Origin of the sequence: Bacteroides sp., assembly GCF_030151085.1 — a bacterium.
GTDB lineage: Bacteria > Bacteroidota > Bacteroidia > Bacteroidales > Bacteroidaceae > Bacteroides.
This window is the reverse complement of the sequence record NZ_JASLER010000084.1, coordinates 16,576-40,704: the sequence shown is the minus strand read 5'-3', so window position 1 is coordinate 40,704 and position 24,129 is coordinate 16,576. Positions and strand designations below refer to the sequence as shown.

The following is a 24,129-nucleotide window of genomic DNA, read 5'->3' as shown; positions in this document are numbered from 1 at the left end:
TAATCAATAATTAGTTTTAGAAGAAAGGCACTGCTTCATAGTTTATTGAGCAGTGCCTTCTTTTTATTTACCAGTTATCTGTACGGAACGGAATCAACGGCAGTTCGTTACCTCCAATCATTGTTCCACTCTGGAAGTTACGGAAACAGTAACGCACAGCAACGGGATTAGGCACTTTCTCTGAAGTGAGAATAATATGATTTGTTTGCCAACGCAATGTTACATTATCCGCAGGATAGAAGACACGGTCTTCACCGGCAACTTCGAAACCACGGAGATCATAATTACGGCAAATGCCCATTTCGAGATGATCGAATGAGACGAGTGCTTTATTTCCTTCTATTGTCAGATCTTTGTATTGGGGACCGAAACAAACAAATTGCTTCTTTCCGTAAGTAAGATTAAGTGCCAGGTAACTGAGGCGATGACCAACCATTGTTTTGTTACGCGGATGGATATTGAATCTTTCGAAGGGTTCCACCAAATCATTTGTAGAAACCATAGCACTGTTCGGAATAAGGCTTTGCGCTTTGAACTGGGCTTCACGCAGATAAGCTCCGGCAGTATCATCCCATTTGTCACCATAAGCGTATGGAGCAATTTCTACAAAATAGAAAGGAAGTTCACCAAGTCCCCAATCATTGCGCCAAAGCTGCACCATATCGGCAAGGCGTTGGGCATAAGTATCATGGCGTCCTACGTTGGATTCCCCCTGATACCAGATAAAACCTTTAATAGTATAGTTTTGAAGTGGTTTCAACATGGCATTGTACATCAACAACGGACGATGCATAGGGTGTAAGCGTTCAACAGAATCAGGATTAAGACTTACATCAGGATAGCTTTCCAGAAGTTTGCGACCTATCCATCCTTCTACGGTTGCTCCACCATAAGAGCTATTGATAATACCTACGGGAATTTGGAGTGCACGACTCAATGAAGTAGCGAAATGATAAGCGGTAGCACTGAAGTCCAGTGCAGTTTCTAAGGAAGCTACGTTCCAACTACCCGCACATTCGGTTTTAGGCTCATAACTCTGATCCTTGGGAACAGTAAACATACGCACACCTTTATTATCAACAGCGGCAATAATATCATCCGCTCCATTCATAATACAGCAGCCGCCGAATCCTTTCAACGGCATCTCCATATTACTCTGACCGGAAGCAAGCCAAACTTCACCGATAAGAACATTCTTCACGGAAGTTTTCTCTCCATCGTCAAAAGTAATTTCGTATGGGGTATAACCGGCTTTCGGAGTAGAGACTGTCAGCAACCAATTACCGTCTTTATCTGCCCGGCAAGTAGTGGTTTTCCCACTCCAGGAAGGAGTTACACGTACTTCGGCTTTCGGGGTGGCTTTACCCCATAACTTTACTTCTGTCTGTTGTTGAAGTATCATGTTGTCTCCCATCAAAGTAGGGAGCTTTACTTTAGCACCTAACGATAGGGCGCAGAATAAAAAAATCAATGCAAAAGCTTTTCCTTTCATAGTATATCTGTTGTTTTGAGAGATACAAAAGTAGATATTATCTGTAAAAAGGCAAGCTTTAGAGACGTTTTTTTGCGTCCCTATTTTCCCTACAAAATAAGTCCGGACTCATCAGACAATGAATCCGGACTTATCTATAATAAAGCAGGCTTTTATTTAGAGTTAAGGTATGATTTGACTTTTTGGATATCTTTTTGTAAGGTGATACTATTCATTCGTTCGTATGCAAATGGTTGCAATAACTTACGAATGGCTCGGGCATGTTTGGGGGTTGCCTTCAGCAGTTGTATCTTTTCGTACATCTGTATACCTTCTATCAGCTTTTCAAAACGGGCAGAAGAGACGTTCTTCGGATAAACCAGATACGTATCACCTGCCGCCCAAGTATGGAAACGACTGTCCTGACAAGGAGATTCCACCCAACTGTTGTATGCCCAACGCAGGTAACCATCCAACCCGCGTTCTTCGGCCAACAGCCCGAGAACAGAAGCTTCTATTGGTTGCGAGAAGGTAAAGGTATTAGGGAAAGCTTCGGAGCAACAAGTATAGAGGGTAGTCAGTTTACCTTTCGCTCTACGCTCTTCTACGATGCCTTCAGGGTAAGCATCATGATAGCCGATACTATAATCGAATATCTCGTCATTCAGTTCTTCATGATAAACACCGGCAAGGGAGATCTTGAAGTTCGGATCTGCTTTCCGTATTACACGCAAGGCTGCTTCCATACTGGCTTTAGGACGTTCGTCCATAGCAATGATAGTGTTTTCGAACCAGCCTTTTACTTTCAGATGGGCAGCAAAAGCTTCAAGTTTGGTTACCCAGTAAGCATCAAATTCGGGATCGTCTACATTCAGTTTACGATCAACCATTGAGTTTGTTGCCTGATCGTAGTAACGGAAAGTCAATTCCCAAGGGATTACCGAATAACAATAAATGAGGGGACGTATGCCACAAGAGAGCATGAACTCTACCCAACGGTCGAATACGGTATAGTCAAACACCCAGGTACCATCGGCCTTACGAACCTCGGTGATCATATTCTCGAAGTAATCGTACGTTTGTCCATTCCAAGGTTTATGGGTGATGGAAGTGGTGATACCACCTTGCCCGGCTTTTGCCAAACGTACCATCAAGGGGCGCATAGCATCAAAATGCTCTTTGCTCCATAAAGGAACTTGTGCGATACGCGCCACAGCAAAAGGATTTTGCCAAAGATCGAGGTGAAACTTCCGTGCACTTGCTTCGGGTAAAGTACATTCGAGCACTTGTATGGAGTAACGAAGGATACAGGAAGCATTTTGCTCGTTTTTTATCACTATATCTCCTTTGTAAGATCCGGGGCTTGCATCACGAGGTATGTCGAAGGTTATCCAGACAGGACGAACAGTTTTAGGTTCATAACGAATAGACCGGATGGGGGCTATACGGTCGGCTACAAGAAATGAATCAAATTCCGCTTTATTCGGACGGTAGCCGCAGCCTCCTTTTCCATCCTTGGCAAGTTCATCGGTCATCACATAGGTCATGAATCCGGTAGTAGTTTCATCTACCCAACGCTGGTTCTCTGGTTCGGTAATAATGAAAGAGATTTCGCCTTCATCTACCGGAGACCATACCAATAGCTTGGCATGCACCCTTTCGCCACGCCAGGCAACAAGCGTTTGTGTGCCCTTTTGGTTCGTAGCAGACGGACAACTAAATTTATCCACCAAATAATCGGTATCTGCCCAAGCGGCCTGTAACCGTGCGGGGCTTTTGCTCCATGCAGGGTCTTCTTTTGTTCTCGGAACGCTCAGTTCTCCACGGTTCTCTGCAATAGCATTTGTGCAGATGGAGAAAAGCAGTAAAGTAAAAAGAGTATAACCGTAATTCCTCATAAGTTAATTATTTAAAGTTAGTAGAATAGTCCTGATAGTATTTCTTTCGCCACTTTAATTGCATTTTCTTTGGTCTTCTCAATAGAATGATAAGGTTGATCTATCCATTTTTCTTCCAAAGCATAATAATCTATAGGGTGGGATTGGTCAGCATCCCATTGATTCAATGTTTCATCGATATAGACTTGCCAGCGCATGGCGTAGAAATCTTTCAATAAGCCGCTCCATTCCCGGTGAGCATAATCACGTAAACCACCTTCATCGGCTGCTTTGCGGTTGCCCCAAGTCGTTATCTGTACTTTGGCATTCCATTCATAGAGTTTCTTTTCTTCAGGTGTATTTCCTAAGTGAGTAGCCCGGTTCACCCAAGTATCAAGACCAAATTCCGGACGGGTAGAAAGTAGCCGGTCCTGCCACATCAGTAGTTCCATAAAACGCCGGCTACAGTCCTTGAACAATGTTTTCTCCTTAGCCTGTTTAGCAGCTATCATCATCTTATATACCATTCGTCCTTTTTCTGCCACAGCCTGACGAACAATATCAACCAAATCGTACTCGTAATTATTATTGCCCCGGAATGAATCAGCTACAGAAGCAAACTGTTCCGCCGCCTGTATCACCTCCATCGGATTGTAATAATCACTCATTTCCGACCAACTCGAAACTTGATATACCTCGTCGGAAGGACGAGCACAGAATACCGATTCGTGCGTGCCTTGCTGAGTAGACACTACCGGACAATTATAGATGGAATTGCCCAAACGAACCCATGCCTCATAAAGGCTCTGACTAAAGCTACCATAACGGGAGGTTACATAACCTTTCAACCATTCGTCCTTCGAGAACTTCTCGGTGTGCCAAGGCAGTTCGCAAAGCAGTTCGTACATCACCGGGTTGTTCTCAATACCTTCCATAGTGATACCCACCCCCTTCAATGTCTTGCCAAAGCTGATGGAGCGAGCTTTGAAATATTCGTCAATCACATGTTGCATCTTACCGTGAAGTCCTACATTACCTCCATAATTCAGCAACATACAATAAATCCAGTCATGACCGTTGAAACCTTCTTTCCGATACCAAGTCGACTCAGGATCACCCCATTGCGGGCGACTCTCAGAATAAAGGTCAAGTACGACCATATCACCTTTATTCAGGTTCTTAATCATTGCTGCACGAGGATTAGCGCCCCAAGCCTGTGCTACCCAAGCTGCTTTCGGATTACATTGCTTCATGGCACTCATAATCGCTTTGCCCGCTTCTTCCAAATTCACTCCCTCTATACTTCCACCTTCGTGGAAGGGATCCATACTGTAGTAATTCGCTTTTCCAAAAAGGCGGGTCATCTCTTTATAGTACAGTTCGGCTATTTGTGCAAACTTAGGGTCGGTTGGTTGTAAGAAAGCCGGGCGTCGATATCCGCACCATATACCGGGATCGGTTACATTCAAACTTAACTTCTCTTTAGCATTATTGGGAACCATCCCCGAGTAGCCCGCAAAGACCGGTTCTATATCCAGCTCACGCATACGATTTATGATCTTCTTTTGCAATGCAGCACGCTGTACATACCAGCTATCGGGATTGGGACCACCCCAACCTTCCAAATTATTCATCAGCCACCAGGCAAAGAATCCGGGACCACTGATAAACTCGTTAATCTCTTCATGAGAATACCCCAGTTTCTTGAGAACATTAAACCATACACATTCTGTACCTGTGATTGTCAAAGGCATATTAATACCATGAAGCGCCATCCAGTCTATTTCACGTTCCCATCGTTCCCAATCCCAGAAAGCCATGGAATAAGAGTAGGTACAATAATTAAGATCATAACGAAGAAGAATATCCGTCTCATGGCATTCTTTTTCGGGAATTGTAGGCAGTACAGCCGGAAGTGCAATATTCATATTATTCCATGAGATATTAGCGTGAACATAATACTTCAAATACCAACGTACACCTGCTGCCAGATTAACATACGTATTTCCTCGCACTACAATCTTATTGCCTTTGCTCTCCAACTCGAAGAAATCTTTATCGGACTTTACCTTTTCAAGAATAAAATGTTTGGAGGCTCCTTTTTCCAAGCGTTCTAAAAGGTTATGAACCGGATTGGCTTGAATAACTGTTGAGAACAGTAACAGACACCAAATGAGTTTAAGATATTTCATAGTATTACTTAATTTAAATACCGTAACTGGTATATAATTACAATCCTGAAAGAACTTCACCGCTTTTGTAATTCGAGCAAAATGTTGAATGCAAAAGTATTAAATCATATGTATAATTCAAATAAGTAGAGTTCATTAATTTATAATATAATAATAAAGAGGTTGTGTCAAAATTCTAATAAGCCTATCATTCTGTCATGCTGAGCGTAGTCGAAGCATCTCCTCTCTATGTGAAAGGAGAAGAGATCCTTCGACAAGCTCAGGATGACATGGCATAATGATAGTGTATTTTACTTTTGACACACCCTCTTCAAAAGATTCTTGACTTTATTTCTCGCTCAAAGCATCAAGCGCGGAAGCCAGTCCTACCAACGCTGCATTCCAGTTAATCGCTATTTCATTGGAAGCATACGAGGGTTCTGTATCTGAGTATGATTCATCGGGATAATTGGAGGCATAAGCCACTTTATCCTGCTGTCCGGGATTAGGGCCACCTACTAAGAAGCCGGGAATTGGTTCTTCTATAGCATCCGAAGCAGCTAAGCGGTAATGCGGATGCATAGGACTCTTCGCACCGAAACCGGTTACATAGCAATAACCAGTGGCATTTCGCCCGAGCATGTAATCCGAATTACGGTAAGCATTCGCCAAATAATCCTTATTCCCACTCTGAAGATAAGCGTAGACCAATGAAATTCCTTGATTGGCACAGCCTTCGGCGATGCATCCCCAGAAGAAATCTTTTGCTCTATTGCCATAAGGAGAATGAAAAGAAGTAGTATCTGCTCCTGAAATGGCGGCATCGCTATAAGCAAGCAGCTTTTCTTTCAGTAATCCGGCAAAGGCACGGTCGGCATCATTCAACTCTCTGCCCGGTTGCAGCCAGGCAAATACTCCTAATGCTGAAACACTGGGCCAGCCGGGAGTCTTGAAAGTTTCAGGAACTTTTGTCGTAGCATCTTCCCGGTAAGCGGCTTTTCCGGTAGTCAGATAGAGTTCGGTAGCTGCCCAGAAGAATTCATCATCGGCATGGTTATCGCCGTATGCTCCGGTGGTTACGGCAGGCTGGTATTCTCTGTTCAGTTTATCTTGTTCATAGTAAGCTTCAGGATTCTTTTTAGCCCAGAGATACGCCTTCTCGGCAGCGGCAATCGCACGTTTGGAGAAACCGGGATAATCTTTCTCAAAAGGAGCAAAGAGACGGGATGCTTGTGCCATAGCAGCGGCAAAATCGAGGGCTGCCGTAACAGATTTCTTTACGACATATCGCTGCTGCTTACAATCGGTAGGCTTAATGAAACCTTCAAAAGCGGGAGTGGTGAGTTTATGATAAACGCCTCCATCCGAAGGGTCTTGCATGGTTAACATCCAATCCAGATTATAATACATCTCGTCCAATAAATCGGGCGTAGCATTACCGCTTTCAGGGATGTTGACAGACTGCTGAGCAAAATAATCGGGAAAGAGTTGATAAATATTCTGCATCAAGCCGATGGAGTATGCAGAGTTTACAATGTACTTGTTATAATCACCCGCATCATACCAGCCTTTGGGTGAAGAAATGATTGTCCCGGCAGGGTGTTGGGGTGAAACGGCATTGGGATGCACCATTACATTGTTGTCCGGATGTCCTACTGGACGATTCCACTTTCCTGCATACTGTTCTTCAATAGGCATTCCTGTACGTTGATAATAAAATGCTTTGAGTGCTGCATCGGCTAGAGGTGCCAATACTTTTTCTTTCACTTCGAAAGGTACTGAAGTACCATTTACTTCCAGGAGATATTTTCCGGGAGTTACTATTTCGCTGAAGTCCAAAGTAGTTCGTGTTTTACCTGACCACTCAGAAACAGCAGTACTCTTTGCCTGCCCTTTTAAGATTTCTTTACCCGAAGCAGCGTCTGCTATCGTAAATTGTTGGACTATGGCACTATCCACTACAGCCACTTTCTCTTGCGAGGGATAATAGCCCAATTGATTCACTTTGATACTCTCCGCCGGTAACTTACCAGTTGAAGTACTACATGCAGCGAAGATACTGCAAATGCCTACCAGCCATAAATGCTTTTGATTCATAGTATTATTGTTTTGCGTTATTGAACTCTCTAAAAATAAGCCTTTTCTACAAAACAATAGATAGTTAAAAGTAGAAATATCGGAAGGGGAAACATTTCTGTACCTCTTTCAATACATTAGCAACATATATCATCGTTTATCTATACAATGTCTTCTATGAATAACCTTGTGCTTCATTCCGAAGGCAACTCCTGCAACAACCATTTCCAAACGGGAACAACCTCTGATGAATGGCTACTATGTTCTCTAATAAAGAAGTGTTTTCTATAGAAGACGATTTTAGGGAATAATCGTCTTCTATAGAAAACAAAAACCGTGTAGTTTCCCTGTTTCCCCTTTCTTTCTAAAAATGCATCTTCTTGCAATGGCAAGTTATTATTTGTACATTACTTAGTGAGTATTTCGTACAAGAAAGAGTGATGGAATAAGAATAAGCATTATATTTGCAGTGACTAACATTCTTTAAAAAGGAAGCAGAGAACCTGCTTCGGCGAGTTGCAGGCCTTTTTTGAGGTCTGCAGCCTCTCTCATAGGCGGTTCCGTACGCCCGTGGGGAGCATTAATGTGCCTCCAGCTTCCTTTTTAGGCGAGTGTTAGTCAACGGGACCGGCGGAACCGTCTTTTTTCGCCTTCACTCCAAATACTGTTATATTATGGAAGCAGAAAACTCGTTGACTACCACAAAACAAATTTCAGATGAACTTTTCTTTGAAGAAGAAGCACGCCGTCTCCGCGAAATATTTGTTGGAGCGAGAGATGCAAATCAATTACACTATCTACGTGGCGTATTGCAGACAATGAAGGAAATGATGCAGAACCTTGAACTTCCGTGGGATAGCTTGATTCCCATATTGTTCCGAAACTATGCCGTATACATGTTGCACCCCGATCCCGAAGTTAGTAGTAAGAAAACCTACCGTCCCGTGACCATGCTCATAGAAAGGATGAATTACATGGCTCAGCACAAATATATACTCCACAATACGATTCTTTTCCTTGAAAGCCAAATTACCGACATTGATAAATTGATGGCAAAAGGTGATGAAGATACAAAAGCCGAAGAGATAGTAGCAAAAACCGAATAGTAAAGCACTCTATCAAGCCTTTTGAATATACTTCAACCAGCTATACGTAATTGTTGAACTATTATTTAGTGGTTCAACAATTGAGAGCTGATAACTTCCTCCTATAATAAGCCGAGCCTTCTTTCCCTCCCAAAAATCAATGTATATCTTTTAACCTATCCTAATAATCTGCCTTATTGTCACTTATTTAGAACTGAATTCATTATCTTTGCGCCCTTAATAAGAGTACTGCTAGTACCCGGCATGTCAGACACTGGTGTCTGATGTGATAAACACTGGTGTTTGACGCGATAGACACTAGCGTTTGAGATGATAAACACCAGTGTCTGACGTGATAGACACTTGCGTCTATCAATCGGAGAATAGAGCATTGATAATAAGAGAATTAACAAATAACGAATTTCATCCGAATGAAACAGTACAAAACCGTAAACAACCTGGTAGGTTGGATTACCTTTATCATTGCAGCGACGGTTTACTGCCTTACCATTGAACCCACTGCAAGCTTTTGGGACTGCCCGGAGTTCATTACCACCGGCTATAAGCTGGAAGTAGGACACCCACCCGGCGCACCGTTCTTCATGTTAGTAGCCAACTTGTTCTCACAGTTTGCTTCCGACGCTTCAACCGTTGCCAAGATGGTGAACTATATGAGCGCCTTGATGAGTGGGGCTTGTATCTTGTTCCTTTTCTGGACAATTACCCACTTGGTGCGCAAACTCGTTATTAGAGACGAAAACAATATCACTCGCGGACAATTGATTACCGTTATGGGTAGTGGTCTGGTAGGTGCACTGGTATATACATTCAGCGATACATTCTGGTTCAGCGCCGTCGAAGGTGAGGTTTATGCCTTCTCTTCTCTGTTTACTGCCGTTGTATTCTGGCTGATACTGAAGTGGGAAGATGTTGCCGATGATCCTCACAGCGACCGTTGGCTGATTCTTATTGCTTACCTCACCGGACTCAGTATCGGTGTGCACTTGCTCAACTTGCTCTGTTTGCCCGCCATCGTACTGGTATATTACTACAAGAGAGTGCCTAATGCAAATGCTAAAGGTTCACTGCTGGCGTTGCTGGCTTCCTTGATACTGGTTGCAGTAGTACTTTACGGCATCGTACCGGGTATTGTGAAAGTAGGCGGCTGGTTCGAGTTGCTCTTTGTCAACACCTTGGGAATGTCCTTCAATAGTGGTGTCATCGTTTATATTACCCTGTTGGCGGGCTACCTTATTTGGGGTATCTACGAAAGTTATACCGAAAAGAACAGGGCGCGCATGGCATTGTCATTCATACTAACCATCGCCATGCTGGGTATTCCTTTCTATGGTCACGGCACTAGCTCGATTGTAATCGGTATCATTGTTATTGCAGCGTTATGGCTGTACCTCAGCCCGGGCATGCAGGCTAAGATCAAAGAAAAATACCGCGTATCGGCACGTACACTCAACACTTCGTTACTCTGTACAATGCTGATCGTGATAGGATATTCGTCATACGCACTTATCGTAATCCGTTCTACCGCCAACACGCCGATGGACCAGAACTCACCGGAAGACATCTTCACGCTGGGCGAATATCTGGGACGTGAGCAGTATGGTACCCGTCCGTTGTTCTACGGACCTGCCTTCTCTTCACAAGTGGCTCTCGACGTAAAAGACGGTTATTGCGAACCCCGCATTTCTTACAACGCAACCAAGTTCATCCGCAAGGAAAAAGCGGATGCCAATGAAAAGGATAGCTACGTAGAAATACCCGGACGCATTGAGTACGAATATGCTCAGAATATGCTTTTCCCACGTATGTACAGCAGTACACACACCAACGAATACCACAGCTGGCAAGATATTAAAGGCAATGATGTGCCTTACGACAAATGCGGAAATATGGTCATGGTGAACATGCCTACGCAGTGGGAAAACATCAAGTTCTTCTTCTCCTACCAGCTCAACTGGATGTACTGGCGATACTTTATGTGGAACTTTGCCGGTCGCCAGAACGACTTGCAAGGAAGTGGCGAGATAGAGCACGGCAACTGGATTACAGGTATCAAGTTCATCGATAACTGGCTACTGGGCGACCAGACCTTGTTACCGCAAGAATTGCAAAATAATAAGGGACACAACGTCTTCTACTGTTTGCCGTTACTCCTTGGTATCATCGGTCTGCTGTGGCAGGCCTACCGTGGGCAAAAGGGAATCCAGCAATTCTGGGTAGTGTTCTTTCTCTTCTTCATGACCGGTATCGCCATCGTGCTCTACCTCAATCAGACGCCGAGCCAGCCGCGCGAACGAGACTACGCATACGCAGGTTCGTTCTATGCCTTTGCTATCTGGATTGGTATGGGTGTAGCAGGTATTGTCCGCCTACTTCAAGATTATGCCAAGATGAAAGAACTGCCGGCTTCCGTGATTGTTTCCGCAGCCTGCCTGCTGGTTCCTATCCAGATGGCTAGTCAGACTTGGGACGACCACGACCGTAGCGACCGCTACCTGGCACGTGATTTCGGTCAGAACTACCTGATGTCCTTGCAAGAAAGCGGCAACCCGATAATCTATACGAACGGCGATAACGATACCTTCCCCTTGTGGTACAACCAAGAGACAGAAGGCTTCCGCACCGATGCACGTACCTGTAACCTCAGCTACTTGCAGACCGACTGGTATATCGACCAAATGAAACGTCCTGCCTACGATTCTCCTTCGCTACCCATCACATGGGACCGTATGGAATACGTAGAAGGAACCAACGAATACGTCCCCATACAGCCGGATTACAAGAAGAGCATCGACGCCCTCTATGCCGAAGCCGAAAAGCAAGCATTGAACGGCAATCCCGAAGCTTTAGTCAACGTGAAGAAAGAATTCGGTGACAACCCGTACGAGCTCAAGAACATCCTGAAATACTGGGTACGCAACAAGAACCAAGACTTGAAGGTGATTCCTACGGATAGCATCGTCATCAAAGTAGACAAAGAAGCCGTACGTCGCAGCGGTATGCTGATACCGGGTGATAGTATCCCCGAGTACATGCATATTAAGTTGTTAGACCCAAGTGGCAAACCCAAGCGTGCCCTCTACAAGAGTGAGCTCATGATGCTCGAAATGCTTGCCGAGGCAAACTGGGAACGTCCTATCTACCTCGCCGTTACTGTGGGTGCTGAGAACCAACTGGGCATGAGCAACCACTTCATCCAAGAAGGTCTTGCTTACCGCTTTACACCGTTCGACACCAACCAGACAGGCGTGAAGATCGACACAGAGAAGATGTACGACAACCTGATGAACAAGTTCAAGTTCGGTGGTATCGACAAGAAGGGTATCTATATTGACGAGAACGCCATGCGCATGTGTCACTCACACCGTCGCATATTCTCACAACTCATTCAACAATTGATGATCGAAGGCAAAAAAGACAAAGCCAAAGCCGCTTTGGATTACGCCGAAAAGATGATACCTGCTTACAATGTAGCCTACGACTGGCAGAACGGTGCCGCACAAATGGCGGAAGCTTATTATCAACTGGGCGAAACAGCCAAAGCAGATGCCATCATGAAAGCTCTCGCTACCAAAGCGTTGGAATACCTCACTTGGTATATGAGTCTGGATGAAAACCGCTTCTCCATCTCCACCCGTGAATTCGAATATCATTGGGCGGTACTGGATGCAGAAGTGAAAATCATGAAGAAGTACAATTCCAAACTTGCGGAAATCTACGAACCGAAAGTAGAAGAACTGTACACTATGTATGTAGACCGAATGAAACAATAATATTTTAGTAATTAGTGGTTAGTGATTAGTGATTTGCTTATCTGGTAAATCACCAACCACTAATCATTAATCGCTAATCATTAACCAATAATCACTAATCACGTGCTAATAGAACAGCCTCCCGAGATATTTCGTAAATTATATCCCAGCGCCCTTTGGAGGATGGACCCGAATGAAAAAGCCGTTTATCTGACTTTTGATGATGGCCCTATTCCAGAAGTAACCCCTTGGGTGCTCGATTTACTGGACAAACACGAAATCAAAGCCACCTTCTTTATGGTAGGTGACAACATACGTAAACATCCCGAAGAGTTCCAAATGGTTGTTGAGAGGGGTCACCGTATCGGTAACCATACTTTCAACCATATCCGCGGATTTGAATACAGTGCAAGAAAGTACTTATCCAACACCGAACAAGCCAACGAGGTTATGCAGACCGACTTATTCCGTCCGCCTCACGGACACATGGGTTGGGCACAATATATGACGCTGAAACGCAAGTATAAGATAGTAATGTGGGACTTGGTTACCCGCGACTATAGTAAGAAGCTTCGCGGTCCGCAGGTACTCGCCAATGTGATGAGATATGCACGAAATGGCTCTATCATTACTTTTCACGACTCACTGAAGTCATGGTGTAACGGAAACCTGCAATATGCACTTCCACGTGCTATCGAATTCCTGAAGGAAGAAGGATACGAGTTTAAGGTGTTATAGCCTCACCCCCGACCCCTCTCCGAAGGCGAGGGGAGAAAGGAAGTGGGGATATGGGCTGAATAAGTATTGAAAGGAAGCTATATAAATAGAATAACGGCATTTGTTTTACTATGTGATAAATCTAGTAAAACAAATGCCGTTACTTCATTCTTTCTTTCCTATCCCTGTTATCTTTCTCCCCTCGCCTTCGGAGAGGGGTCGAGGGTGAGGCCTTACTTGATAGTAATCGTCAACGGATTACGTACCTTTTGTGCAAAATCTGCCATATACTTGTTCCAAGCCTCAGCAGTCTTGATATCTGCTTTATCCCACGCAAATCCCCAATAATACTCGTAGGTAGCATCGGGCTCATAGTCGCTGAAAGCCAGCACATGACCGTTGGCATTGTTGCGTTGCTTCCTCTCCTGTTCTGAGAAATAAACAGCTTTCGCCTCTTTTACTACAGCGGGGAAAGCTGCACCCATGAAGATTTTACCATTGTCGGGACCTGTTGTAGGATCAACGTATGTCATATAACCGTTTGTAGCGTCGGCAACTACAGCGGCCGTGCTATCGGATTCATGCAATACAATACCTGTAACGATAGGCAATGTTTCTTTCAGGTTGCTGTAAGTAATGTCAGTCTTGTTGAGATGAGAACCGGCGTCCAAGGTAATGATACGTGTTTCCACAACTGTAGTGTCACCCTTCACATTGAGAGGAGTAAACTCTAGTTTCACGGTAAAACGCAGCGGCCCATTATCCAGAATCTCTTGAGTCTTGTAACACCAAGGGTAGATAATAGTATCATTTGCCATTAATGCAGATATACCGGCACCCAACGTAGGCCCTACTGCATAACAGTCCATACCAAATCCATGATCGAGATGATAGGAAATGGAACTACCCAATTCTGCCGCAGCTTTAGGATCAGTCTCTTTCAGTTCGGCTATCTTCGCACGGGCTTCCTTATCGAGTTCCTTTGCATAGAACGATTCCAATACGGGTTCGGTAGTGTTGTACTTCGTAAACAAGTCATAACCAAAACCACGTTCGCCCCTTGCCTGCAAAGCAGGACCGTATGCCCGGAAAGCTACAAGGTCATTCTCCCAAGCTACATCGTCCAGACGTTCGGGATAGCATTTTCCGCAAGCTTTCACTTCTACATCACGGGGAGTACCTGTTTGTATAGTATAAGTTGTAGCAGAATTAGCAGCTACCGTTGCGGGGAAAATAATCTTATCGTCGTAAGTTATCTGATAAGACACCTCTTGCCCCTCAGCATCCAGCACCACAATTTGTGCCGTATCAGCCAGGTTCAGGCGATCTGATATTTCAGTCATAGATAGTTCTACCATCTCACCTGAGCGCTCCATTGCCAGCGGATTGGTTACCGTTACGGTTACAGTCTTACTCTCGCCACACGCAAAGCAAAACATAACCGTCATACATAGTAAAAGAAGTTTCTTCATTGAATTACTATATCACCTTTTTATTATTTCGGTTGTTTGCCAATGTAAGCCAAGATACCGCCGTCTACATAGAGAACGTGTCCATTCACTGCATTTGAAGCTTCAGAAGCCAGGAATACAGCAGGACCGGTTAATTCTTCAGCCTCCAACCAACGACCGGCCGGAGTCTTAGCACAAATAAACGTATCAAACGGGTGACGGCTGCCATCTGCTTGCGGTTCACGCAACGGAGCAGTTTGCGGAGTAGCGATATAACCCGGGCCGATACCATTACACTGGATGTTGTATTCACCATATTCAGAACAGATGTTACGAGTCAGCATCTTTAATCCACCCTTAGCAGCAGCGTATGCAGATACAGTTTCGCGACCCAGTTCGGACATCATAGAACAGATGTTGATAATCTTACCAGCTCTCTTCGCCATCATTGCAGGCAGAACAGCCTTAGATACGATGAAAGGAGCATTCAAGTCGATATCAATAACCTTACGGAAGTCAGCAGCATCCATTTCGTGCATCGGAACGCGACGGATAATACCGGCATTGTTTACAAGAATATCAACCGAGCCTACTTCTTTTTCGATAGATGCCACCATAGCTTGAACTGCGGGTTCATTAGTTACGTCGCATACATAACCATGTGCTTTGATGCCCTTTTCGGTATAAGCAGCCATACCTTTGTCTACCAACTCCTGGTTGATGTCGTTGAAGCAAATGATTGCACCTTGTTCTGCAAAAGCTGAAGCGATAGCGAAACCAATACCGTAAGAAGCACCTGTAACAAGAGCTACTTTACCTTCCAAAGAAAAATTCAAAAACTTGTTCATGATATTAATTATTAAAATTAGAGAAATTATTGTATTTACGTTTATACTATTATGAATATACGATTAAGCAGGCTTCCCTACTCAAAGTTACTTTAAGTCGGTAATTAGCGAGAAATCCTGATCACCGTAATCCAGATTCTCACCTCCCATGCCCCAGATAAAGGTATAGTTATGAGTAGCCGCAGCGGAATGTATAGACCATTCGGGAGACAATACAGCCTGATCGCCTTTCATCCAAATGTGACGCGTCTCGTCTACCTCACCCATAAAGTGACAAATGGCATGTTCTTCGGGGATCTCAAAGTAGAAATAGGCTTCCATACGACGACTGTGGACATGTGCCGGCATTGTGTTCCAAACGCTTCCCGGCGCAAGTTCAGTCATACCCATTTGCAACTGGCATGTGGGCAATACCTGATTTACCAGCATTTTATTTATATTACGGTGGTTGGAACCTTCCAATGACCCCATTTCGGCTACGACAGCATCTTTCTTGGTTACCTTCTTATCAGGATAATTGCAATGTGCAGTTACTGAGTTGAAATAGAATTTTGCAGGATGTGCGGCGTCTTTACTCTCAAAAGTTACTTTTCGGTCGCCTGAGCCCAAATAAAGGGCTTGTTTATAATTCAATTCAAAGATTGCATTATCGGCTTTAACTACACCCGGTCCACCTACGTTGAAGATACCCATTTCACGACGGGTCAGGAAGAAAGGAGCTTTCAACGGGTCGATAGCTTCCAAATTCAACACTTCTTCCACAGGCATAGCGCCACCTACCACCATACGGTCGTACATAGAATATACCATATTCACTTCATTCGGAGAGAATACTTTCTCTATAAGGAAATCGCGACGGATTCTTTTTGTATCGTAGCTTTTTGCATCTTCGGGATGCGCAGCATAGCGAATCTCATAGTTCGTTTTCATAATTCTACTACGTTTTTATAGGTTACAAATTAGAGTATAAAAACACATCGTTTGCGTACACGGTGCAAATGTAGTAAAAGAAAACGGAGTAACATTGCAAATTTGTGCCAATTATGTATCAATATCGTACAAAGGAAAGAAAAGGAGGATTAACGAGTAGTTGGGACAATAGTCTATCATTGAACTTTTAATATCTCCAATCGCCATGCTGCGCCAGTATCCTTTTGAGCGGCTGCTTTACGATACCAGTAAATAGCTTCAGCCAAATCCTTCGTAACACCTTGACTAGTTTCATAACATACGCCTAAATTAAATTGAGCACTAACATCGCCCTGATCGGCAGATTTACGATACCAACGAACAGCCTCAACTAAATCCTTTGTAACACCTTTACCATATTCATAACATAAACCTAATTTATATTGAGCACTAGCATAACCTTGATCGGCGGATTTACGATACCAGCGAACAGCCTCAGTAAAATCCTTAGTGAAGCCTTTACCACTTTCATAACATAAACCTAAATAATATTGAGCAGTAGCATCACCCTGATCGGCAGATTTGCGATACCAACGAACTGCTTCAGTAAAATCCTTCTTAACGCCTTCACCATATTCATAACAATAACCTAAATTAAATTGGGCACTTGCATAACCTTGATCGGCCGATCTACGAAGCCAATGAACAGCCTCAGCAGAATCCTTAGTAACACCTTCACCATTATAATAACATAAACCTAAATTAAATTGAGCACTAGCATTACCTTGATCGGCGGAATTACGATACCAGCGAACAGCCTCAACAGAATCCTTAGTGACGCCTTCACCATTTTCATAACATACACCTAAATTACACTGAGCCTTAGCATTACCTTGATCGGCGGATCTATGATACCAATAAACAGCCAAAGCAAAATTTTTAGTAACTCCAGTACCGCTATAGTAGCTATCTCCTAGTGTAAATTGTTCTTCAGCATCCGTTGGTCCATCCTGTTCTTGTTTATTGCACGTTTGTTCCGATTGTAAAACAGACTCTCCTTTTATATCTAACAGTTTCTCTATATTCTCTGCTAAAGCTCCAAACCGTTGTTTCGGATCAGGGAAAGCATCAATCCAATTCAGATTCTTGAGGTAATACTTTTTCGCTCCTTTAAAAAGATCATCTGTAATACGAAATGTCAGAATAGGTTTCCGGTCTTCCGAGGCTATTTCTATCTCTCGATCTACTTGTTCGGAACGGTTAAAGTTACCTGAGAAGACGACCGCCATCATTCTACTGTCATCCAATGCTTCCGTTATAGCTCTTGCCCAAGGTACGCCAGCAGGAATATCACGGTAAGCGACAAAGCATCGTATCTTTTGTTGTTCCAGATATGCACAAATACCTTCAGCTACCTTTTGATCGAGACTAGAATAACTTATAAAAACATCGTATCTCATATTGTCTATAAATTAAAAGAAGATTGTAACAGCAAGTTTACGAAAAAAATATTTTACACCCAAATAAATAGAAAAAGAATTCGAATGAAGTCTTATTTAATGACTGAGAAGATAAATTTATGCGTTCTCGTCAAGAGCAGATTTACGAAAGATTAACGGGCAGGAGGCTAAAGCCTCTCGTTTATGTCATCAGAACGGATGATGCGTTTACCCAAAACAGACCGTCTGTTTACTCCAAACGCATCATCCGTTTGTTCTGAACAGACCATCCGTTTTGCCACACTTCATCGTCCCGAATGCCAGGGCTTTTCACCAAAACCACAGAGGTTTTCAAGGCAAATGCCAGCCATTTCACCTGCCGAAACGTGACGTTTAGGGAGCTAAAGTGCAGCATTAGGGGAGCAAACATGCGGCATTTCAAATAAGAAGACGTAAGGGGAAAAAAGAAACGGAGAAGCAATGCCCCTCCGTCTATCCTAATTTAAAATTGAAGTATCTATAAATTCACTTTACAAATATACAACATAGCAAAGGCGATGTCAAGTGTTTCGGCAATTATTTTAAGTACATCCACAGACATACTTAGGGTTTTTGGAGTGCGATTACCCAGAATACAATCAACGTATCTTATTATTAGTATATTTCGTAATCAACGTATTACGCAACTCAACATACGTCTGCATAATCTTGTCGGCACATTCCTGAGTATAACTATTTAGCAACTCAACTGCTTTCTTCGGATTCTTCTTCTGCAAAGCAATGAAATCTTGTTCTATCTGCCGGTTGCGTGCAAAGAAACCATCTTCCATCGGAGTACGAGCAGCATTCAAGTCTTCCTTGCCATCCTGCCAGTTCAAGTACAAAAGATTATCTACGAAGTCGATAGCCCAGCGAACGGAATTGTCTGCATACTGGCGGGGATTGTAAGTAGAATAAACTTCCGGTATTCTGGTAACTCCCGTAAAGATAGGAATGTAAGGAGAAGTATAGGCATTGTCCTGGAAAACCCAATAAACACCTCCGATCTCACGAGGCATATCCGAACGCAGTTGGGCAACCATTCCGTATTCTCCATCTACTCGCGCTACAGCACGGCGACGGGTAGTCTTCATCAGTTTCTGAGTTTCTTTAGAAGGGAAAGGAGTGGCAAGTTTACTTTTTACCATTTTACCATCTTTGTCAGGATAATACCAAACAGCATCATTCTCTTTGTCGTAGATAGTACCGGTAAAAGTGGAACGTTGGAAAGCCATCAAGTCTTTGACAGATACCTTATTATCAGGTTTCAAAGAGAATGGATACATGCTGAGAGGTTCCACATATTGCATATACTGGTTCAAGTTCTCGTATGGATCATTAGTTCTACGTTCCGGAATCAGCTTCATAGATGGAGCGAAGGTATTGGCAAACAGCCAGAAGCGGTTTGTTGCAAATTCCCGTGGAGTGGGACAATAAGCTTCTTGCCACACAAAAGGTTTGCCGCTTTGCGGAGAGTACCAGCCATTTTCGATGGCTACCGTCTGATAATTGGAAGAAGCTTTGTATTCAGCGGGTTTGGAGAGATCTATTTCTTTGATGATGCTCCAGTTGGGAATCATCGCAATATGATCATCAGGTACTCGTTGTGCAGCCCAGATAACACCGGGCTTACCACTTTCAGGCGTCCAGTTCTTGCCTACGCTGAACAGTTCCAGTACCCATACATTTTCGGGATCGGCTATCGTCAGGCATTCCGATTCGGGACCACAAGAGGGCAGGAAGCCATATGTTTCCATCAATGAAGTAATAAGGGCTAGCGCATCTTCGGCAGTTTTACAGCGTTGAAGAGCAAAGATCATAGCTTGCTCCACGGTCATAATCTGCTTGCCTTGTCCTTTATCAACTTGCAACTCGGAACGTTGACTCATGGTACTTTCGCCGATACAGAGTTGGTATTCGTTTATATGCGAATAAGCCGACTGGAAATAGGTATAAGTTTGCTCCACCTGCGGAATGTAACCAAGGATTTCACCATTATCCTCCAACGGAAGATCCACCCGCTGAATGCCGTAATAAACAGGAGCAAGGGCACCTTTGGCAAATTTCTGCCCGGGTACGACACGTATGCGGCAATCAGCTCCGGCATCAGTATGAGAGTTGAGTACACTACCGTCAACGGTTGCATTTTTTCCGGCTACAATGGCGGTACATGCATCCCCCGTCTTAGAAACCAAAAGGAGAAGCAGTGTCAAGAAGATGTTTTTTAATGATATCATTATAAAGTAGTTTATATAGATGAATTACTTGTTGTCTTTCATTCTATTATCCATTGTTCGATATTTCTCGTTTTGCTACTGAAGTTCACCCCAATCTTGAATATCCTGCGCTTGTCTGTCTCGAAAGGGCGGGCGTAGTGTTTATCTTCTATCTGTTGCAGTGCTTTTTCGGCAGAATCATTGAACTTGAATTCCATAACATAGATAAAACGGTCGGTCTTTAACACCATGTCGATGCGTCCTTCGCTTGTATGATACTCTGCCTGAACGTAGAGACCTACGAGGCGGAAGACAATGAAGAGCACATTTTGGTAGTGCAGTTCCAGATTACGAATCAGTTCATAGGGGGTATCGGCAAAGAAGCTTTGCAAGCGGAGGAAGAAGGCATCAGGATTGCCGACTTCAACTTCATGAACAAACTTCTGTATCTCAAAATTAGTATCTCCCTTAGTGACATTAGTATAGTAGGGCATCAAATATCTGATGAATCCCTCTTCAACTTCCCGATTGGGGAATCCAAGACGGTAGTTACCAAAACGGGGATCGTAACTCTTTATCGTTAAATATCCACTTTGGTAGATTACCGGAATAGGATTATAGGAAGTGGAGTCTACACTGTTCAGTGTCTCGGCGTCGGTCTCTTCGTTCGCCATACGATGCAGGTCGTATTGGTCACGCTTCAATAGCTCCACCAAGTAGGTGGGCGTACCGGTCTCGAACCAGTAACTGCCGAATTTCTTGTATTTAAAGGTATTCAGTAGACTGAAAGGATTGTAGATACCTTCGGTATTCTCTACGAAATGATAGCCGTCGTAGCGTTCTTTAAGTTCGCGGGTTACTTCGTCATAGGTCATACGGTTGGCGGCGGCAAGTTCGTGAAGCTCTTCTTCCAGATTGTGGTGTATCTCCTGTTCAGTGATGCCACACACATCTACAAACATCTCCTGCATAGAGATATCTTCCAAATTATTGAGATCGCTGAAGACACTCACCTTTCCAAACTTAGTTACGCCAGTGAGGAAGGCGAATTTGATACAACCGTCCATAGTCTTAAGTACACCATAGAAGGGCTTCAAGGTAGTACGGAACGATTTCTGTAGTTCTTCATTACCAATGGCTTGGAGCATAGGCTTGTCATATTCATCTACGAGTATGACGACACGTTCACCAGTCTGCTGGCAAGCACGTTCAATGATTCCGGCGAAGCGCAGGGAGAAGGAACGTTCAGAAGGTTCAGCTCCATAAAGCTTTTCCCATCCCACAAGATTCTTTTCGAGGATATTGTCCAGACTCTCGGGAGCGTCGTACTTCTCGATGTTGAGATCAAGGTGGAGGATGGTGTATTTCGTCCAGTCTTTCTCCAGTTGCTCCATGGCCAGACCTTGGAATAACTCCCGTTTCCCCAGGAAGTAAGCTTCAAGAGTGGAGATGAGCAAACTTTTGCCAAAACGACGCGGACGACTAAGAAAGTAGTAGCTGCCAGTCTTTACCATTCGATAGATGATGGCCGTCTTGTCTACATAGAAATATCCGTCCTTACGTATTTTCTCAAAGTTCTGTATTCCGATGGGATAGATTTTATTACTCATAATATTTCCTCCTTATTGATAACGTAAACAAAGGTACTGAAAATATCTGTTTGTTTATAGTAATAGAGCAATTTCGGACAAAAAAAAGCTCCGACAATCAAAGATTATCAGAGCTTTATTTTCTGTTGTCCCACCAGGACTCGAACCTAGTCAAACAGAACCAAAAACTGTTGTGCTACCATTACACCATGGGACAAACTCAGGTGCTTTCTGTTAAAAAGCGGTGCAAAGATAGAAGTTTGTCCCGAAACATCCAAATATTTCGGGACTATTTTTCTATCAATCTATTATTTTGCGATAATCAGGTAATAGTTTTTCTTTCCTTTCTGTACCAATAAGTACTTCTCATCGAGCAAGTCGGCAGCAGTAACTACTTGATCAAAAGCGCCTAACTTTTCCTTATTCAAAGAAACGCCACCACCTTGAACCAATTTACGCATTTCGCCTTTGGAAGCAAAAACAGCAGCATTGTCAACGAACAAATCAACAGCTTTCACACCAGCCACCAATTCATCGCGTGATACTTCAAACTGAGGAACGCCTTCGAATACAGCTAACAATGTATCTTCATCCAGCTTCTTCAATGCATCCGAAGTTGCATTACCAAACAAGATATTGGATGCATCTACCGCCGCATTGTAATCTTCTTCAGAGTGAACCATAATGGTTACTTCCTGCGCCAAACGCTTCTGAAGGATACGCAAGTGAGGTGCTGCTTCGTGCTCAGCAATCAAAGCATCAATCTCTTCTTTACCGATAGAAGTGAATATCTTGATATAGCGGGCTGCGTCCGCATCGCTTACATTCAACCAGAATTGATAGAATTTATAGGGAGAAGTATAACGAGGATCAAGCCAGATATTACCGGATTCAGTCTTACCGAACTTACCACCGTCAGCCTTCGTAATCAGCGGACTGGTAAGAGCGAAAACTTCGCCACCATTCGTACGACGAACCAATTCGGAACCTGTAGTGATATTACCCCACTGATCCGATCCACCCATTTGCAACTTACAGCCACGGGTTTCGTACAAATGCAGGAAGTCGTAGCCTTGCAGCAACTGGTATGTAAACTCAGTAAAAGAAAGACCGTCGCGTGCCTCACCGTTCAGACGCTTCTTTACAGAATCTTTTGCCATCATATAGTTTACGGTGATGTGCTTTCCTACTTCGCGAGCGAAATCGAGGAAAGTGAAGTTCTTCATCCAGTCGTAGTTGTTCACCAGTTCGGCACGGTTGGGAGCATCGGAATCAAAATCCAGGAACTTGGCAAGTTGCGCCTTCATACCATCCATATTACGCTGAAGGATCTCTTCGGTAAGCAAATTACGTTCAGCCGATTTCCCTGAAGGGTCGCCAATCATACCCGTAGCACCGCCAATCAGAGCCAACGGCTTATGTCCGCAACGTTGGAAGTGACGCAAGATCATCACACTGCACAAGTGTCCGATATGCAAAGAATCTGCTGTAGGGTCAAAGCCGATATAGGCGGTTACTTGTTCTTTTTCCAAAAGTTCTTCTGTGCCGGGCATTATGTCTTGAAGCATGCCACGCCATCTTAATTCTTCTACAAAATTCATCGAATGATTATATTATTATTATTTAAACGATTATTTATATAACTGACTGATTATGTTTTTTGGGCAATCTGGTTATATTTTTATAATCGTCCGATTATATTTTTGTTATAAATCCGATTATATCATCTAATAAACCGATTATCTGCCAAGTGATTGATACATAATTAGTGCCTACAAAAGTACGACACTTTATTTGAAGTTACAACTCTTATAGCTTAAAAAAGGCTTTACGGATATTTTGCCGCACCGATTCCAAAAGTTCATCCCCAGTAACTCCACGAAGATGCGCCGCACGTTCATATAACTCGACAACAGGAATCACACTTTCATCAGTCTCAATGAACAACCGCTCAACAGGAGTCAGCCGAAGTACTTCTTCCTGATATTTCTCTCCGAATGAAAGATAAAAGCCATGCCGAAGATATTCCTGAGCCATCGCCGCTTTACCACGAAAACCATGAATAATCCATGGATTTGCAGGGCGCAAGGTGTGTTTCAGCTTCAACAGTTCATCCGCCGCCTTAACCAAATGAATGATTAAAGGTTTATCAACCTCCATAGCCAACCGGGCTTGATGTTCAAAGAATTCTATCTGCATAGCCATCGGAGCATCCGCCAATTTATCCAGCCCAGCTTCTCCAATAGCCAATACCTGCGAATGGTTCACCAACTCTGCAAGAATCTTCCTACGGTCATCCTGTTCTCCCTGATCAGCGGAAAGCATAAGATGCCAAGGATGTATTCCCACAGAATACCAGCAACCTTCATGCGGGGCAAACGTCTCAGGATAGCAGTTTACAATCGCCTCTCCGGGCACTACGGACAATTGGTGGGTATGTATGTCAACAGGAATCTTCATGAGACAAAGTT

Annotated in this window: 16 protein-coding genes and 1 tRNA gene; 4 read left to right on the top strand and 13 right to left on the bottom strand. The window is 43.6% G+C overall.

Features of this window, described 5'->3' with window-relative positions:
• Positions 1 to 67 precede the first annotated feature (67 nt).
• The 4 genes from Q1W14_RS17415 to Q1W14_RS17400 form a co-directional block, all read right to left on the bottom strand.
• The gene (locus Q1W14_RS17415) at positions 68 to 1,492 is read right to left on the bottom strand and encodes a sialate O-acetylesterase (protein WP_300703668.1); all 1,425 of its coding nucleotides are present in this window, start codon (positions 1,490 to 1,492) and stop codon (positions 68 to 70) included.
• A gap of 152 nt (positions 1,493 to 1,644) precedes the next feature.
• Positions 1,645 to 3,369: a glycoside hydrolase domain-containing protein gene (locus Q1W14_RS17410; RefSeq protein WP_300703666.1), complete on the bottom strand. Its 1,725-nt coding sequence runs from the start codon at positions 3,367 to 3,369 to the stop codon at positions 1,645 to 1,647.
• A gap of 17 nt (positions 3,370 to 3,386) precedes the next feature.
• A complete protein-coding gene (locus Q1W14_RS17405) occupies positions 3,387 to 5,540 on the bottom strand; it encodes an alpha-N-acetylglucosaminidase (RefSeq protein ID WP_300703665.1) in 2,154 nt (717 codons plus the stop codon).
• Positions 5,541 to 5,867: 327 nt separating this feature from the next.
• Positions 5,868 to 7,616, bottom strand: coding sequence for a glycoside hydrolase family 9 protein (locus Q1W14_RS17400; RefSeq protein ID WP_300703664.1), 1,749 nt, complete (start codon positions 7,614 to 7,616; stop codon positions 5,868 to 5,870).
• Positions 7,617 to 8,269: 653 nt separating this feature from the next.
• Between Q1W14_RS17400 and Q1W14_RS17395 the strand changes: the two genes are divergently transcribed.
• The 3 genes from Q1W14_RS17395 (at position 8,270) to Q1W14_RS17385 (ending at position 13,188) form a co-directional block, all read left to right on the top strand.
• Complete coding sequence (locus tag Q1W14_RS17395) at positions 8,270 to 8,701, top strand: hypothetical protein (RefSeq protein WP_300703663.1); 432 nt, start codon at positions 8,270 to 8,272, stop codon at positions 8,699 to 8,701.
• 410 nt (positions 8,702 to 9,111) lie between these two features.
• Positions 9,112 to 12,471, top strand: a complete 3,360-nt coding sequence (locus Q1W14_RS17390; RefSeq protein WP_300703662.1) for a DUF2723 domain-containing protein — start codon at positions 9,112 to 9,114, stop codon at positions 12,469 to 12,471.
• A gap of 102 nt (positions 12,472 to 12,573) precedes the next feature.
• Entirely contained in the window at positions 12,574 to 13,188 is a 615-nt protein-coding gene (locus Q1W14_RS17385) for a polysaccharide deacetylase family protein (protein ID WP_300703660.1), read from the top strand.
• Positions 13,189 to 13,400: 212 nt separating this feature from the next.
• On the opposite strand, the gene Q1W14_RS17380 is transcribed toward Q1W14_RS17385, so the two are convergent.
• From Q1W14_RS17380 to Q1W14_RS17365, 4 genes are all read right to left on the bottom strand, one after another.
• Positions 13,401 to 14,639 carry a DUF4861 domain-containing protein gene (locus Q1W14_RS17380; RefSeq protein WP_300703659.1) on the bottom strand — a complete coding sequence of 413 codons (1,239 nt, stop codon included), beginning with the start codon at positions 14,637 to 14,639 and terminating at the stop codon, positions 13,401 to 13,403.
• A 23-nt stretch (positions 14,640 to 14,662) separates the two neighbouring features.
• Entirely contained in the window at positions 14,663 to 15,466 is an 804-nt protein-coding gene (locus tag Q1W14_RS17375; protein WP_300703658.1) for a gluconate 5-dehydrogenase, read from the bottom strand.
• Positions 15,467 to 15,553: 87 nt separating this feature from the next.
• Positions 15,554 to 16,396, bottom strand: a complete 843-nt coding sequence (gene kduI, locus Q1W14_RS17370; protein ID WP_300703656.1) for a 5-dehydro-4-deoxy-D-glucuronate isomerase — start codon at positions 16,394 to 16,396, stop codon at positions 15,554 to 15,556.
• Between the two features lie 176 nt (positions 16,397 to 16,572).
• Positions 16,573 to 17,835 carry a toll/interleukin-1 receptor domain-containing protein gene (locus tag Q1W14_RS17365; protein ID WP_300703655.1) on the bottom strand — a complete coding sequence of 421 codons (1,263 nt, stop codon included), beginning with the start codon at positions 17,833 to 17,835 and terminating at the stop codon, positions 16,573 to 16,575.
• Positions 17,836 to 18,018: 183 nt separating this feature from the next.
• On the opposite strand from Q1W14_RS17365, the gene Q1W14_RS17360 reads away from it, so the two are divergent.
• Complete coding sequence (locus Q1W14_RS17360; RefSeq protein ID WP_300703654.1) at positions 18,019 to 18,204, top strand: hypothetical protein; 186 nt, start codon at positions 18,019 to 18,021, stop codon at positions 18,202 to 18,204.
• 248 nt (positions 18,205 to 18,452) lie between these two features.
• On the opposite strand, the gene Q1W14_RS17355 is transcribed toward Q1W14_RS17360, so the two are convergent.
• The 5 genes from Q1W14_RS17355 to Q1W14_RS17335 all read right to left on the bottom strand — a co-directional run bounded on the left by Q1W14_RS17355 (position 18,453) and on the right by Q1W14_RS17335 (position 24,118).
• On the bottom strand, positions 18,453 to 20,090 hold the full coding sequence (locus Q1W14_RS17355; RefSeq protein ID WP_300703652.1) for a C69 family dipeptidase: 1,638 nt from the start codon (positions 20,088 to 20,090) through the stop codon (positions 18,453 to 18,455).
• 38 nt (positions 20,091 to 20,128) lie between these two features.
• Positions 20,129 to 21,679, bottom strand: coding sequence for an ATP-binding protein (locus tag Q1W14_RS17350; protein ID WP_300703651.1), 1,551 nt, complete (start codon positions 21,677 to 21,679; stop codon positions 20,129 to 20,131).
• 125 nt (positions 21,680 to 21,804) lie between these two features.
• Positions 21,805 to 21,875 (bottom strand) — tRNA-Gln (locus Q1W14_RS17345).
• A gap of 91 nt (positions 21,876 to 21,966) precedes the next feature.
• Positions 21,967 to 23,259, bottom strand: coding sequence for a tyrosine--tRNA ligase (gene tyrS / locus Q1W14_RS17340; protein WP_300703650.1), 1,293 nt, complete (start codon positions 23,257 to 23,259; stop codon positions 21,967 to 21,969).
• A gap of 208 nt (positions 23,260 to 23,467) precedes the next feature.
• Positions 23,468 to 24,118, bottom strand: coding sequence for a TatD family hydrolase (locus Q1W14_RS17335; RefSeq protein ID WP_300703649.1), 651 nt, complete (start codon positions 24,116 to 24,118; stop codon positions 23,468 to 23,470).
• Between the last annotated feature and the right edge of the window lie 11 nt (positions 24,119 to 24,129).